The organism is Pseudomonas sp. DWP2-2, from assembly GCF_049897065.1.
GTDB classification, from domain to species: Bacteria; Pseudomonadota; Gammaproteobacteria; order Pseudomonadales; family Pseudomonadaceae; genus Aquipseudomonas; species Aquipseudomonas paracarnis.
Genome location: NZ_JAFCVN010000016.1, coordinates 39,782 through 54,430, shown reverse-complemented (window position 1 = coordinate 54,430; position 14,649 = coordinate 39,782). Strand labels below are relative to the sequence as shown.

Below are 14,649 nucleotides of genomic sequence, written 5' to 3'. Positions count from 1 at the left end.
AGTGCCTATGCTAGCAAACCCAATGGGTCAGGGCTTGTGCAGTGCGCCGTAGAGTTCGGCGCGACGGTCTTGCAGGTAGTGGTTGGCGGCGCGGGCGTCGACAATAGATTGGCGATCCAGGGTGCCGACGATCAAGGCTTCATCCAGGCCGGCCTGGGCAATTCGCTGGCCGTCCGGCGCGGCAATGCTGCTTTGCCCGCAGTAGTGAATCTCGCCTTCGTGCCCGCAGTAGTTGGCATAGGCCACAAAACACTGGTTTTCAAAGGCTCGCGCCCGCACGGTGACGTCGGCAACAAAGTCGAACGGCACCATATTGGCGGTGGGCACCAGAATCAGTTCGGCACCGGCGAGGGCCAGGCGCCGGGTGTTTTCCGGAAACTCCAGGTCGTAGCAAATCAGCATGCCCACCTTCCAACCGTTCAATTCCACCACCGGAAAATCATCGGGGCCGGCGCTGAACATCGAATGGTCAAGATCGCCAAACAAGTGGGTCTTGCGGTAGTTGCACAGGCGCGTGCCCTGGGCGTCGATCAACTGCACGGCGTTGTATACCTGGCCGTCTTCGGCCCGTTCCGGGTAGCCATACAGGATCGCCAGCCCGGCACTTTGCGCCAGTTCGGCAATCGCCTGCGCCGATGGCCCATCCTGTGCCTCGGCCAGTGCGCCAACGGCTTCGGCGCCAATGTTATAGCCGGTGAGGAACATCTCTGGCAGCACCAGCACATCGGCGCCGTGTGCCTCATGGGCCAGTTGATGCAGGCGCTGCAGGTTGGCGGCCACATCCAGCGGCAGCGGCGGGCATTGGTACAGGGCGACACGCATGCTCAACTCCTTATTCTGCCAGGGCGATTGGCCCTATTTCATCGAACACATCGCCTGGGCCTGGGTTCTCCGGGTGGGTGCTGCCACCGAAGTGGTTCATGATGCCCCATACCGCGTTGAGCGAGGTTTGTACCGCGCCTTCGACCCAGGCAGGCGTCCACGATACATCATCACCCGCGATGAATATCCCGCGTTGTTCGGCGGGCATATCCTTCTGCATGAAGTGCGCATACATCCGTTGGTTGTAACGATAGTGACCGGGCAAGGCACCTTTGAAGGCCCCGAGGAAATGCGGGTCGGCCTCCCAGGACACGGTGATCGGGTCGCCGATGATGCGCGCCTTGATGTCGACCTTGGGGTAGATTTTCTTCAGTGCATCGAGGGCCAGTTTCACCCGCTTGTCGATAGGCTGGGGCAGCATCTTCAGTGCGTCGCTCATCCACGAGTAGGACAGGCAGATCACCCCCGGCTTGTCGTCACCGTTATCGAACAGGTAGGTGCCACGGGTAAGGCGGTCGGTGAGGGTCATGCTCATCAGGTCGCGCCCGGTTTGCGGGTCTTTGTCTTTCCAGAATGGGCGATCAACCATCACGAAGGTTTTCGAGGACTGCATGTAGCGAGTGCGATCCAGGGCCATCCACATTTTTTGTGAGAACAGGGTTTCGTCGCATTCGATCTGGGTGGTCAGCAACCAGCTTTGGCAGGTGGTCAGCACCGCCGCGTATTCGCGGGTGTCGCCATAGTTGTCGGTAACAGCAAAGCGGCCATCGGCGGCGTGGGCAATGCGCTTCACGCCTGCCCGTGGTGCGCCTCTATGCAACGAGCTCAGGCTGGTGCCGGCCGGCCAGTGGGCGCAGCGTTCCGGCACATGGCGCCAGATGCCCATGGGCACTTGTGCCACGCCACCGACGATCAAGTGTTGATGATCATCGCAGTTGGTCATCACCACACGGAAGATTTCCAGCATGGAGTTGGGGAAGTCCGAGTCCCAGCCGCCGGTGCCGAAACCGACCTGGCCAAACACCTCGCGGTGGTGGAAGGACAATTTGGCGAAGGCTTTGGAGGTGGCGACGAAGTCGTAGAAGGTACGGTCATCCCACAGCGGCACGAGCTTGTTCCACAGTTCCTTGAGCCGTGGCACGTCGCGGTCGCGGATTGCCTGCTGGATATCGCCGAACTGCGAACCGGCCTCCAAGGCGTCGGCCCAGGCATCGGCGACTTCCTGGAACAGTGCCGGTAAATCGGAGAGTTTTTGCGCGTAGTGAGTCTGGCCTTCCAGATCGATCACAGTGCTGCCGGACGCCGGCGTCAGCGGGTTGGGAAAGGGCTTGGTCTCCAGTCCAAGTTTGTCCACGTAATGGTAGAACGCCGTGGACGATACCGGAAACCGCATACCGCCCAGCTCGGCGATGATGCCTTCGGCGCCTTCAAAGGCCTGCGAGCGCAAGCGGCCACCCATCTTCGAGGCTTCATACACCACGGGCTTGAGCCCGAGTTTCATCAGCTCGTAGGCCGCGACCAGGCCCGCGATCCCGGCGCCGACGATCGCCACTTCGGCGCCGTGATTAGCCGCAGGAATACTGCCCAGCCCGGCGGGGTGTTCGATCCAGTCATCAAAGGCAAACGGGAAATCCGGGCCGAAGATGGTGATGGGTTTCTTGCCATCGCCCGGGTGGCGATTGGGCTTGCTGAGAGTGCTGGACGGAATGCTCATGGCTGACCTTACTGACGGCTCGGCGGGAGGAGGGCCCGTTGAGTATAGGAAAAGATGGCAGCCAGTTTAGGGAACGTTACGCGCGTTAATAAGACGCAATCTGTCGTCGGATTGCGCTAGTTTTAGTCAATGTGACGAGCTAAGTGGTCAGATTGGTTGTCCGCGATCCAATTTGTTACTGAGGATGATCGAGGTGGTGGTTTTCTCCACGCCGTCGACACTGCCGATCTGGTCCAGCAATTGGTCCAGTTGCTCCGGCGAATCGGTGCGCAGCCAAGCCACGTAATCGAACTCCCCACTCACCGCGCACAGCTGCTGCACTTGCGCCATGGCGCTCAGCCTGCGCAACACCTCTTTGCCGGAGCGGGGTTGCACGGTAATGCCCACGTAAGCCTGCAACCCACCATCCGCAACGCGCTGGCCCAGGCGCACGCCGTAACCGGTGATGACCTGGGTTTTCTCCAGGCGGGCCAGACGCGACGTGACGGTGGTGCGGGCGATGCCCAACTGCCTGGCGAGCATGGCCACGCTTTCACGGGCGTTGAGCTGCAGGGCGGCGATCAGTTGGCGGTCGATTTCGTCTAGGGCGGGCAAGGGGAGAGCTCCAGTGCGGGAGGGCAATGGGCAAGCATGGTACAGGCTTGGCCTGGCTGAAAGAACCGTGATGCCAGATACGCAAAAGCCGCGCAGTGCGCGGCTTTGAGTATGGTGGGCCCAGTAGGACTCGAACCTACGACCAAGGGATTATGAGTCCCCTGCTCTAACCAACTGAGCTATAGGCCCTCAGTAGGTCGCGGATTATAGCGATGGTTTGTTCACTGTGCCATCCGAAAAATCCTTGTGCCGTGTACGAAGGAAGCTGGCGGCAAAAAGCTCCGGCGGCAGGGGCAGGCTGACGATGTAGCCTTGCATCTGTTCACACCCCTCGCTTGCGAGGAATGCTTGTTGTGCCGGGGTTTCCACGCCTTCGGCGATGATGGTGAATTGCATGCTGTGGCCAAGGGCGATGATGGCGCGCACGATGGCTGCATCGTGAGGGTCGTCGGGCAAGCCGCGGACGAAGGATTGATCGATCTTGAGGAAGTCCAGGGGCAGGCGTTTGAGGTAGCTGAGGGACGAGTAGCCGGTGCCGAAATCATCGATTGCCAGCTGTACGCCCAGGCGCTTGAGTTGGTGCAACACCGCCAGTGCTTCTTCGGCTTGGCTCATGATGAAGTTTTCGGTGATCTCCAGCTGCAGGCAGCCGGGTTCGAGGTGGTAATCGCGCAGCAGTTGTTCGATGCGTGACAGCAGGTTGGGGTGACGCAGTTGCGCGCCTGCAAGGTTGACCGACAGGGGGCCGAAATCCTCGAAAGCCGCTTGCCAGGCGTGCAACTGCCGGCAGGCCTGTTCCAGTACCCAGTCGCCGATTTGCAGGATCATGCCGTTCTCTTCGGCCAGGGCAATAAAGTGCTCGGGCGGGACCTCGCCCAAGGTCGGGTGGTGCCAACGGATCAAGGCTTCGGCGCCGATCAGTTGTTGGGTGACCAGGCTGCGTTTGGGTTGGTAATACAGGCTCAATTCTTCACGTTCGATGGCGCGTCGCAGTTCGTGCTCCAGCGCTACGCGTTCATTGGCCTGGGCGGTCAGGTCGCGGGTGTAGCGCTCGACCCGGTTGCGCCCCTTGGCTTTGGAGCGATACATCGCGGCGTCGGCATTTTTGACCAGGGTGGCGACGTCGGTACCGTCTTGCGGATACAGACTGGTGCCGATACTCGCGCTGATGAAGAACTCATGCTCGCCGGCCTGGAATGGCGGGGTAAAACAGTCGAGCAGTTTGTTCGCCAAGTGCTGGGCGTCGCTGGCCTGTTGCAAGCCGGGCAGCAGGATGATGAATTCGTCGCCGCCCAAGCGAGCAACGGTGTCCACGTCCCGCAACTGCTCCTTGAGGCGTACGGCGATGTCTTTGAGCAGCAGGTCGCCAACCGGGTGGCCGAGGCTGTCGTTGATGTGCTTGAAGCGGTCGAGGTCGAGAAACAGCACCGCGCCCTGTTTACCACTTTCCTGCTGGCCGTTGAGGGCGGCCTGCAGCCGGTTTTCAAACAGGGTGCGGTTGGGCAGGCCAGTCAATGGGTCGTGGTGGGCCTGATAATCCAGGCGGGCCTGGGCCAGCTTGAGGCTGGAGATGTCGGCAAACACAGCAACGAAGTGCGTGACCAATTGCTCGCGGTTACGCACAGCGCTGATGGTCAGCCAGCTCGGATACACCTCGCCATTCTTGCGGCGGTTGGAGATCTCTCCTTGCCAGTGGCCATAGGTCGTCAACTGGTGCCACATCGCCGCATAGAACGCGCTGTCGTGCAGGCCGGAGGCGAGCAGGCGCGGGGTATGGCCAAGGGCTTCAACCTCGCTGTAGCCGGTTATCTCCGTGAAGGCGCGGTTGACGGCGCTGATGTTCTGCCGTGTGTCGGTGATCAAGACGCCTTCGGCGGTGCTTTCGAACACCGTGGCGGCCTGCTGCAGTTTTTCCTGCATCAACTGGCGTTCGGTGATGTCCCGGGCGATGGTCAGCATGCAATCTTCGTCGCCAATCGGCAGTGGGCGGCTGGACACTTCGCACAGGCGAATCTGGCCGTCGGCACGACGGATATGACAGATGAAATCGCGGACAAAGCCGTCGCGTTGCATCAATTCCAGCATGTGCTTGCGTTCGTTGAGGTCGACCCAGATGCCCAGGTCCAAGGCAGATTGGTCGAGTGAAGAGGCGCTGGTGAAGCCGGTCAGGTGGCTGAAACCTTCGTTCACTTCAATCAGCAGGCCATCCCTTTGGCGACTCAGTAGTAAACCGTCGGGGGAAGCATGGAATGCCTTGGCGAATTTCTCTTCGGAGGTTTGCAACTGCTGTTGGGTTTCCTTGAGCTCGGTGATATCGCGCACCACCACCACTAGGGCTTCAGTGGTATCGAGTTGGAACGGCTCAGCTGAGATCAGCCCGGTAAATGCCTGACCATTGCTGCGCAGAAAGGACATTTCCAGGTTACGGATACTGGTGGTCTGTACCCGCTGCAGCAAATCCGGACCGACGCCCTGAATGCCCCATATATTCAGATCTGAGGCGGTTTTGCCTACCACCTCGTCGGCGCGCAGCCCAATCTGGTCCTCGAATGCCTTGTTGACCTCCAGCAGGCAGCCATCAGACATCCGGGCAATCACCAGGATGTCCGGGCACTGCTGAAACACCGAGGCAAATTTCTGCTCGGACAATTGCAGGGCTTCTTCGGTGCGCTTGGCTTCGCTGATATCGATCATCAGGCCGCGCAGCACTGGCTCGTGGCCGTGTTCGATCAGGCTGACAATGTCACGTACCCACAGGCAGCGGCCATCAGCGGTGATGACCCGGTAATCAATACTGTGATCACGGTTGGCACGAGTTTCCCGATAGCAATAGGCCTCGGCGCGGGTCAGGTCAGCGGGATGGATGATGTTGCGCCAGAAGCCTGGAATCAGCCAATGGGCGCGGGGATAGCCAAGTAGGTCTTCGGCATGGGGCGACACATAGCTGTAGGTGAAGTCGCTGATGCTTGCTTCCCAGGCGATGGCGGACAAGCTCTCCACCAAGCCGCGATAGTGGTACTCGCTGCTTCGCAGTTCTTGCTCAAGGGCGACCCGACGGGAAATTTCCGAGCTGAGCCGGCGATTGATCCGAATGACGATCGCCAGCACCGTACTCAACAGCAGCACCGCTGGCAGGCCGTACGTGAGCAGGTCAGCCCAGAAGGTGCGGTGATCGGTGAAGCTGCCGACCCAGTGTTGCTGGATCGCATCAGTTTCGGCTGAACTGAGATCGGCGAGGACTTTGTCCAGGATGCCCACCAGGATTTTTTCATCCCGCGGGACACCCATCGCCAGTTGGTAGCGGTAAGGCGTTTCGCCGCTGACGTACAGGCCGTCGAGCTTGAGTTGGCGCAGGCTCCAGACGCTGGAGGCGAGGTCGCCGACCACGGCATCCACTTCATCGGTGGCCAGGGCTTGCAGCGTCGAACTGACGTTGGGCAGGGCGACCAGATTCAGGTCCGGATGGTGGGTGCGGAGCAATTCATGGGGGGCGTAGTTCTCCACCACGGCAATTTTCAGCCCGTACAAATCCTTGAGGCTGCGTGGTTTCGCGCCGCCTTCATGGGCCAGGATGACGATGGGAAAGTCGAGATAGGGGCGTGTGAAGGCCAGGAAGTTTTGGCGTTCGGGGGTGGACATAATGCCCGGCAGCAGGTCGAGCTGATTATTGCGGGCTTGTTCAAGCACTGCGGTCCAGTTAACTGGTTCGATCAGTTTGATTCGCACACCCAGGCGGTCCTGGAGCAGGCGTACGTAATCGGCTGCCAAGCCCTGATATCGGCCATTTTCATCGCGATATTCAAAAGGTGGCCAAGACGCATCCACGCCTAGGCGCAGCTCCTGATGGTCCGCCAACCAGCTACGCTCATCATCCGTAAGAGTCAACGCGCCAGCCGTTGCGGTCCAGGTCAGCAGCGACAGCAGTATCACGGTCGGCAATCTGGGCATAACGGTCTCGTTATGGCACGGGGAATGTCTCGAGTGTAGACGGGCATTGCGAGGGTGGGGTGGTGCGGGGCAGTTAATCTGTCAAAGCAATCGGTAGAAAGCAAAACCCCCGGCCTGGGCCGGGGGTTCTGGTATCACTCGTCGAGGAAGGAGCGCAGATGCTCGCTTCGCGTCGGGTGGCGCAACTTGCGCAGCGCCTTGGCTTCGATCTGACGGATCCGCTCACGGGTCACGTCAAACTGCTTACCGACTTCCTCAAGGGTGTGGTCGGTATTCATGTCGATGCCGAAACGCATGCGCAGTACCTTGGCTTCACGGGCAGTGAGGCCGGACAGTACGTCGCGAGTCGCTTCTTTCAAGCTCTCAACAGTGGCGACATCGATTGGCGACTGCATGGTCGAGTCTTCGATGAAGTCGCCCAGATGGGAGTCTTCGTCATCACCAATCGGCGTTTCCATGGAGATCGGCTCTTTAGCGATCTTCAATACCTTGCGGATTTTATCCTCAGGCATTTCCATGCGTTCGCCCAGCTCTTCCGGAGTCGGTTCGCGACCCATTTCCTGCAACATCTGCCGGGAAATTCGGTTGAGCTTGTTGATGGTCTCGATCATGTGCACCGGAATACGGATGGTGCGGGCCTGGTCGGCGATCGAGCGAGTGATCGCCTGACGGATCCACCAGGTGGCATAAGTCGAGAACTTGTAGCCGCGACGGTATTCGAACTTGTCCACCGCCTTCATCAGGCCGATGTTGCCTTCCTGGATCAGATCAAGGAACTGCAGGCCACGGTTGGTGTACTTCTTGGCGATGGAGATCACCAGACGCAAGTTCGCTTCAACCATCTCTTTTTTCGCGCGGCGGGCCTTGGCCTCACCGATCGACATGCGACGGTTGATGTCTTTGATTTCTGCAATCGTCAGGCCGGTTTCGGTCTCAAGCGCGGTCAGCTTCTGCTGGCAACGGATGATATCGGGCTGCAGGCGACCTATGGCTTCGGCGTATTTCGCCTTGCCCTTGGCCAGTGCGTCGCTCCAGCTTTCGTCAACTTCGTTGCCCGGGAACTGGCGCAGGAAATCGGTACGCGGCATGCGCGCATCACGCACACAGAGCTGCATGATCGCACGCTCTTGGGCACGCAGACGCTCAAGAGCACTGCGAACACGCTCAACCAGGCCTTCGAATTGCTTGGGCACCAGCTTGATCGGCATGAACAGCTCAGCCAGGGCCACCAGCTCGGCAATTGCCTGCTTGTTGCCGCGACCGTGCTTCTTCAGGGCCTTGCGGGTGATTTCCATTTGATCGGAAACCGCACCGAAGCGCTGGGCCGCGATGACCGGGTCTGGACCGCTTTCGGCTTCTTCTTCGTCGTCGCTGCTTTCAGCTTCGTCGTCGTCGGAGTCGTCGTCCGCTTTTGCGGCTTTCGCATCAACAGGCGGCGGTACTTCGGCGGCAGGCGGCGCAATGCCGTCGTCCGGGTCGATATAACCGCTCAGGACGTCGGACAGGCGGCCACCTTCGGTGGTGACGCGGGTGTACTCGGCGAGAATGTGGTCAACCGTGCCAGGGAAGTGCGCAATGGCGCCCATCACTTCACGGATACCCTCTTCGATACGCTTGGCGATTTCGATCTCGCCTTCGCGTGTCAGCAGCTCGACGGTACCCATTTCGCGCATATACATGCGCACAGGGTCTGTCGTGCGGCCGATATCGGTCTCTACTGCAGCCAGCGCGGCAGCAGCTTCCTCAGCGGCGGCCTCGTCGGTATCAGCGTCGGCCAGCATAAGGGAATCCTTATCTGGCGCGACTTCGAATACGTTGATCCCCATGTCGTTAATCATGCGGATGATGTCTTCCACCTGCTCAGGATCTGAAATATCCTCAGGCAGGTGGTCGTTGACCTCCGCGTAAGTCAGGTAACCCTGCTCACGACCAAGAAGTATCAACTCTTTGATACGAGACTGCTGTTGCGCTTTTCCGGACATAACACCCTATCCACTGAAGGTCTTGGCGGGCAAAAAACAAGCCGAGGATTATACCCGAGCTATGACCTCACACGCCAGCTGAGGTCGGGTTTGATGCGTAAACATTCTGTTTTAAGAGGTCGCGCATCTGTTTTGCTATCTGAATCTGCTCTTCAGCCGATAATCCCGGCTGCCTTGCTCTCTTGATAAGTTCATCGAGGGTCTGAGTGTGTTGACCCGCGGATAACCTATTAATGGTGTCTAAAAACTGTTGTTCAAGGTTGTCGCCGTCAATTAGCCACTCCTTTTCCGCCAGTGCCCGCAATAAACGGCCCTGTTCCGTGCCATGCCAGCGAGCCATCAACTGGATTGAGTTTAGCTTAGGGTTTTTCTGCACGGCTTCGATCAGTGCGATAAGCACCTGAGCATAGGTATTGCTCTCGTTGGCAAAGTGGTCGGCACTTTCAACCTTACCGGCCAATTGCGGGTGATGAATCAGTGTGCGCAGTGCAATCAATGTGGGGGCTTCCACCGCTACGGGCGTGCGTGGTGCGTAGGCTTCATCGCGATCACCGCGTTTGCCGTTTTTGCTCCAGGGCTTTTTGTCCCACTTCTTGCCGCCGGCGCCGGGCTTCTTCGGCGTCCATTCCTGTTGGGGGGCGAAGGCCTCCTGAGGTTGGTGGAAGTCGGCATAGTCCGGCATGGCGTCGTAATCCATGCCGGGGTCGTAGGCTGGCGGTGCATCCTGCGGGGCGCTGTGCACCAGCTTGCTTACGGCTTCACCGCTTAAACCAGTGATCTCCAGCAGGCGCTGGCGCATCAGCGTGCGCAAATTAGCGCCCGGGACTTTGTCGATCAGCGGCGCCGCGAGGGTGGCCATATGGGCCTTGCCTTCGAGGGAGCGCGGGTCGGCTTCTTCGGTCAGCTGCTGGAAAAAATAATCCGCCAGCGGCTGCGCATGTTGATTGATACGTGCGCGGAACGCGTCGGTACCTTCCGAGCGCACCAGGGTGTCCGGGTCTTCGCCTTCAGGCAGGAACAGGAAGCGTGCGCGGCGCCCATCCTGCAGGCTCGACAGCGTGGCTTCGAGCGCGCGCCAGGCGGCGTTGCGGCCCGCCTGGTCGCCGTCGAAGCAAAACAGCACGCTGGGCACGACGCGGAACAGGCGCTTCAAATGTTCTTCGCTGGTGGCGGTGCCGAGGGTCGCGACCGCGTTGCGCAAGCCTTGTTGGGCCAGGGCGATCACGTCCATATAGCCTTCAACCACGATGATCTCGTCGAGGTTGCGGTTGTTCTTGCGCGCCTCGAACAGGCCGTAGAGTTCCTGGCCCTTGTGGAACACCGGGGTCTCCGGAGAGTTCAGGTACTTGGGCTTGTCGTCCCCGAGTACACGGCCGCCGAAGGCGATGATGCGGCCACGGCTGTCGCGGATCGGGAACATCACCCGGTCGCGGAAGCGGTCATAGCGCTTGCCGGTCTCGGCGTTTTCCACCAGCAGGCCGGCATCGATCATGGCCTTTTGCTGGAGGGTGTCGCTGCTCAGGTGTTTATACAGATTGTCCCAGCCCGGCGGAGCGAAGCCGAGGCCGAAGTCCCGAGCGATTTCGCCGGTGAGGCCGCGCCCTTTAAGGTAATCGACAGCGGCCTTGCGCTGCGGATGGCTCTTGAGTGCCTGGCGGTAAAAGTCGGCAGCAGCGGTGAGCAGCGGATACAGCGGCGAATCGGTGGGTTGCCGCGGTTTGTGCGGCCGGCCACTTTCTTCGCGGGGCACTTCCATGCCGGCGGCTTTCGCCAGGTCCTCGACAGCCTGGGGGAAGTCCAGGTTGTCGTGGTCCATCAGGAAGCCCAGGGCATTCCCGCCCGCCCCGCAACCGAAGCAGTAATAGAACTGCTTGTCGGGGCTGACGCTGAAGGATGGGGTTTTTTCTTTATGAAAAGGGCAGCAGGCGGTGTAGTTTTTGCCGGCTTTTTTCAGCTGTACGCGTGAGCTGACAACATCGACGATGTCGGTGCGGTTCAGAAGGTCGTCAATAAAGCTCTGGGGAATCAGCCCGGCCATGGCGTTCTCGTCATCACTGCGTGTAAATGAGGGCCCGTGACGTGTTCAAGCGCACGTAAGGAGTGCTCGATCATCATCGTCTGCATGGGTCATCAGGGAGTGTATCTGCCGAATATTTACTGAGGATAGTTTCTGATCAGTCTTCGGCATGGAAATGTTGCCCGGGCGTCCGGTCTAGGCCAATGGCGGCCTCGGAAACGCATCGTTGGGCACAGCCGATACAGTTGATCGTCTGTTTGAAGAATAGGTGTGCTCGTCAGTAGCCTTGTTAGGCTCGTCAGAAGAGACGTGCACCGCTGGCAAAAGAGCCAGCCCTGACGTGTGAAGCAGTGTCTCGGTCGCATGTGCGGCGTCGACGGTGAAGCATCAAGCGATATCCGCAAATGCCAACAGCCCGGCTGAGGGCCGGGCTTGGCAGAAGCTTGCTACGAACGTCTGTGTATTAGTACAGACGAACGGCGCGGCGCTGTTCGCGCTGAACTTTCTTAGCGTGACGCTTAACAGCGGCTGCTGCTTTGCGCTTACGCTCAGAAGTTGGCTTCTCATAAAATTCGCGGCTACGAACTTCAGCCAGAACACCGGCTTTTTCGCAGGAGCGCTTGAAACGACGCAGAGCTACGTCGAAGGGTTCGTTCTCTTTTACTTTGACGGCTGGCATCCAGAGCTACCTTCTTTCATTACCGGGAATCAACGTTCTCGTCGCAAAAAATTCGCGGCTGAGGTCGTCGGTTTTTAAGGGTTGCGGATGTTAACCCCTCATTGCCCGGAATGCAAAGCCTCTGATCGAAAACCGCTAGTCGGGAGGGGGAGTGGCGACTATTATGCGCGCCTTCGAATTCAGCCTCTACAAGGCGCAAACCCATGCTAGTACTGGGACTTGAAACCTCCTGCGACGAAACCGGAGTCGCACTATACGACAGTGAACGCGGGCTTTTGGCCGATGCACTGTTCAGTCAGATCGACCTGCATCGCGCCTATGGCGGCGTGGTGCCGGAGCTTGCCAGCCGCGATCACGTCAAGCGCATGCTGCCGTTGATCCGCCAGGTGCTGGATGAAGCCGGCTGTGTGGCAACCGAGATCGATGCCATCGCTTACACCGCCGGCCCCGGATTGGTCGGAGCCCTGCTGGTTGGGGCCTCTTGCGCCCAGGCGTTGGCGTTTGCCTGGGGTATTCCTGCCCTTGGTGTGCACCATATGGAAGGCCATTTGTTGGCGCCCATGCTGGAAAAAACACCGCCGGAGTTCCCGTTCGTCGCTTTGTTGGTTTCGGGGGGGCATACGCAGCTGGTTCAGGTGGACGGGATCGGCCAATACACACTGTTGGGCGAGTCGCTGGACGATGCCGCCGGTGAAGCGTTCGACAAAACCGCGAAGATGATGGGACTTAATTATCCGGGTGGTCCGGAAATCGCCCGCCTTGCCGAGAACGGCGTTGCCGGTCGCTACACCTTCCCGCGGCCGATGTGTGATCGTCCTGGCTTGATGTTCAGTTTCAGCGGCTTGAAAACCTCTGCCTTGAACACCTGGCAGCAGAGCGTCAGCGCCGGGGACGACGGCCAGCAAGCCCGTTGCGACATCGCGCTGGCGTTCCAGCAGGCTGTGGTGGAGACTTTGACCATCAAGTGCAAGCGCGCCCTGAAACAGGCGGGCATGAAGCGGCTGGTGATCGCGGGCGGCGTCAGCGCCAACAAGGCGTTGCGCAGTTCCCTGGAAAAAATGCTCGGCGACATGAATGGCAATGTGTTCTACGCACGCCCTGAGTTCTGCACTGACAACGGCGCAATGATCGCCTATGCCGGTTGCCAGCGCTTGCAGGCCGGACAGCACGAAAGCCTGGCGATCAGCGTGCAGGCGCGCTGGCCGATGGAACAATTGCCGCCGTTGTAAGGTTCAAGGGCGCCGAGTCCAGGCGGGATATTTAAAAATGCCGTTCGCGCCCGGCAAACAGGTCGCGTAGATTGCCGCGGTGGCGCCAGACGATCAGCAGTGTCAGCACGCTCATCGGTAACAGCGCTTGCGGTTCCTGCCAGGCCAGCAACGGCAGGGTCAGCGGCGTAGCAATCAGCGCGGCCAGCGAGCTGGTACGGGTCAGGTAGAACGTCAGCAGCCAGGCGAGCATGGCCAGTAACGCCGCAGGGGGGTAAATACCCAGCAGCATGCCGGCCGCCGTGGCTACGCCCTTGCCGCCGCGAAAACGGAAGTACAACGGGAACAGGTGGCCCAGGACGGCACATAGGCCCACCCAGGCTTGCTGCTGCAAGCCAAGGCCGACGAGGCTGGCGATCAGCACGGGCAGCAGGCCCTTGCAAACGTCGCCCAGCAAGGTCAGGACGGCGAGTTTCTTGCCGGCCAAGCGCAACATATTGGTGGCGCCGGCATTGCCTGAGCCACTCATTCGCGGATCGGGGTTTCCCGTCAAGCGGCTGAGCAAAATGGCGAAGGACAGCGAGCCGAGCAGGTAGGCGAAAATCGCCAGTGACCAAAACATGCTAACTATTCCGGGCGAGGACGCCCTGATTCTAACGGGGCATCGCGCCCTTGTCGTGCTGCGGAGAAAAGTGCTTGGACAGAGTGTTTATCGAAGGCCTGGAAGTCGACACCGTGATCGGGGCTTACGACTGGGAGCGCGGAATCCGGCAATGCCTGCGCCTGGACCTGAGCTTCGCCTGGGATAATCGCCCAGCTGCGGCCGGTGATGACCTGACCCTGGCACTGGATTACGCCAGGGTGTCTGCGCGTATCCAGGCCTTTGCCGAGCAGTCCCAGTACCAACTGGTGGAAACCTTTGCCGAGCGTCTGGCCGAAGTGCTGATGAGTGAATTCCAGATTCCCTGGCTGCACCTCAAGTTGACCAAGCCCGGCGCGGTGCCGGCTGCCAAGGGCGTGGGCGTGGAGATCGAGCGCGGATGTCATTGACTCAGGTTTACCTCGGGCTTGGCAGCAATATCGACCGCGAGGCTCGTCTATGTGCCGGCTTGGATGCGTTGGCCGGTTTCTTGACGGATATGCGCTGTTCGGCGGTGTTCGAAAGCCAGCCGGTGGGGATCAAAAGTGGGCCGTTTTTCAATCTGGTGGTGTCGGCTTATACCGACCTGCCGTTGATGGAGTTGGATCGTCGTTTGAAATCCATCGAGGCTGACAATGGCCGATACGCGCCAGACCGCAAAGGCCTGCCGCTGGATATCGATGTGTTGTTGTATGGCGATCTGGTGGGCAATTTCGATGGCTTGATCTTGCCGCGAGCCGAAATCCTGAAAAACGCCTTTGTGTTGTGGCCGCTGTCGATGATGGCGCCGGACCGTATGCACCCTGAGGCTGGCAGGACAATGGCCGAATTATGGCGAGACGCGCAGATTGATCAGGTATTGGCACCGGTTGCGTTCGAATGGCAGGGTCAGCCACTCACGCCACGAGCTGTTTTGTAGGAGCCGAGCTTGTTGTGGCGAGGGAGCTTGCTCCCGCTGGGCTGCGCAGCAGCCCCATTATCTTGGGAGCGCTTCGCACTGGAGCGCCAGCCCGGTCCCGCGGGAGCAAGCTCCCTCGCCACAACG

11 protein-coding genes and 1 tRNA gene are annotated in these 14,649 nt (G+C 59.7%); 3 read left to right on the top strand and 9 right to left on the bottom strand.

The window, feature by feature from the left end:
- Positions 1-27 precede the first annotated feature (27 nt).
- The 8 genes from ACP7CZ_RS24790 to rpsU form a co-directional block, all read right to left on the bottom strand.
- On the bottom strand, positions 28-822 hold the full coding sequence (locus ACP7CZ_RS24790; RefSeq protein ID WP_034128836.1) for a carbon-nitrogen hydrolase family protein: 795 nt from the start codon (positions 820-822) through the stop codon (positions 28-30).
- A 10-nt stretch (positions 823-832) separates the two neighbouring features.
- Positions 833-2,536, bottom strand: a complete 1,704-nt coding sequence (locus tag ACP7CZ_RS24785) for a flavin monoamine oxidase family protein (protein WP_034128835.1) — start codon at positions 2,534-2,536, stop codon at positions 833-835.
- Positions 2,537-2,683: 147 nt separating this feature from the next.
- On the bottom strand, positions 2,684-3,130 hold the full coding sequence (locus ACP7CZ_RS24780) for an Lrp/AsnC family transcriptional regulator (RefSeq protein ID WP_003194755.1): 447 nt from the start codon (positions 3,128-3,130) through the stop codon (positions 2,684-2,686).
- 112 nt (positions 3,131-3,242) lie between these two features.
- A tRNA-Ile gene (locus ACP7CZ_RS24775) sits at positions 3,243-3,319 on the bottom strand.
- A gap of 15 nt (positions 3,320-3,334) precedes the next feature.
- Entirely contained in the window at positions 3,335-7,078 is a 3,744-nt protein-coding gene (locus ACP7CZ_RS24770) for a bifunctional diguanylate cyclase/phosphodiesterase (RefSeq protein WP_294138678.1), read from the bottom strand.
- Between the two features lie 134 nt (positions 7,079-7,212).
- Entirely contained in the window at positions 7,213-9,060 is a 1,848-nt protein-coding gene (gene rpoD / locus ACP7CZ_RS24765) for an RNA polymerase sigma factor RpoD (protein ID WP_054896790.1), read from the bottom strand.
- Between the two features lie 67 nt (positions 9,061-9,127).
- Positions 9,128-11,098 (bottom strand): DNA primase, encoded by a 1,971-nt coding sequence (gene dnaG / locus ACP7CZ_RS24760; protein ID WP_294138679.1) that lies wholly within the window; start codon positions 11,096-11,098, stop codon positions 9,128-9,130.
- Between the two features lie 442 nt (positions 11,099-11,540).
- Positions 11,541-11,756 carry a 30S ribosomal protein S21 gene (gene rpsU, locus ACP7CZ_RS24755; RefSeq protein WP_002551877.1) on the bottom strand — a complete coding sequence of 72 codons (216 nt, stop codon included), beginning with the start codon at positions 11,754-11,756 and terminating at the stop codon, positions 11,541-11,543.
- 203 nt (positions 11,757-11,959) lie between these two features.
- Between rpsU and tsaD the strand changes: the two genes are divergently transcribed.
- The gene (gene tsaD / locus ACP7CZ_RS24750; protein ID WP_003194748.1) at positions 11,960-12,985 is read left to right on the top strand and encodes a tRNA (adenosine(37)-N6)-threonylcarbamoyltransferase complex transferase subunit TsaD; all 1,026 of its coding nucleotides are present in this window, start codon (positions 11,960-11,962) and stop codon (positions 12,983-12,985) included.
- A gap of 31 nt (positions 12,986-13,016) precedes the next feature.
- Here the strand turns inward: tsaD and plsY are convergent, their stop codons facing one another.
- Positions 13,017-13,586 carry a glycerol-3-phosphate 1-O-acyltransferase PlsY gene (gene plsY, locus ACP7CZ_RS24745; RefSeq protein ID WP_034128830.1) on the bottom strand — a complete coding sequence of 190 codons (570 nt, stop codon included), beginning with the start codon at positions 13,584-13,586 and terminating at the stop codon, positions 13,017-13,019.
- Between the two features lie 74 nt (positions 13,587-13,660).
- Here plsY and folB point away from each other — a divergent pair, with 74 nt between their 5' ends.
- Both folB and folK read left to right on the top strand, forming a co-directional pair.
- Positions 13,661-14,014, top strand: a complete 354-nt coding sequence (gene folB / locus ACP7CZ_RS24740; protein WP_054896792.1) for a dihydroneopterin aldolase — start codon at positions 13,661-13,663, stop codon at positions 14,012-14,014.
- Positions 14,005-14,523, top strand: a complete 519-nt coding sequence (gene folK / locus ACP7CZ_RS24735; RefSeq protein WP_054896793.1) for a 2-amino-4-hydroxy-6-hydroxymethyldihydropteridine diphosphokinase — start codon at positions 14,005-14,007, stop codon at positions 14,521-14,523. The genes folB and folK overlap by 10 nt, the downstream gene beginning before the upstream one ends.
- Positions 14,524-14,649: the final 126 nt, after the last annotated feature.

Excerpts from the sequence above, each read along its gene's own strand:
- ACP7CZ_RS24790 (WP_034128836.1), bottom strand. The coding sequence starts at position 822 with ATGCGTGTCGCCCTGTACCAATGCCCGCCGCTGCCGCTGGATGTGGCC.
- ACP7CZ_RS24785 (WP_034128835.1), bottom strand. The coding sequence starts at position 2,536 with ATGAGCATTCCGTCCAGCACTCTCAGCAAGCCCAATCGCCACCCGGGC.
- plsY (WP_034128830.1), bottom strand. The coding sequence starts at position 13,586 with ATGTTTTGGTCACTGGCGATTTTCGCCTACCTGCTCGGCTCGCTGTCC.
- folK (WP_054896793.1), top strand. The coding sequence starts at position 14,005 with ATGTCATTGACTCAGGTTTACCTCGGGCTTGGCAGCAATATCGACCGC.
- tsaD (WP_003194748.1), top strand. The coding sequence starts at position 11,960 with ATGCTAGTACTGGGACTTGAAACCTCCTGCGACGAAACCGGAGTCGCA.
- dnaG (WP_294138679.1), bottom strand. The coding sequence starts at position 11,098 with ATGGCCGGGCTGATTCCCCAGAGCTTTATTGACGACCTTCTGAACCGC.
- rpsU (WP_002551877.1), bottom strand. The coding sequence starts at position 11,756 with ATGCCAGCCGTCAAAGTAAAAGAGAACGAACCCTTCGACGTAGCTCTG.
- rpoD (WP_054896790.1), bottom strand. The coding sequence starts at position 9,060 with ATGTCCGGAAAAGCGCAACAGCAGTCTCGTATCAAAGAGTTGATACTT.
- ACP7CZ_RS24770 (WP_294138678.1), bottom strand. The coding sequence starts at position 7,078 with ATGCCCAGATTGCCGACCGTGATACTGCTGTCGCTGCTGACCTGGACC.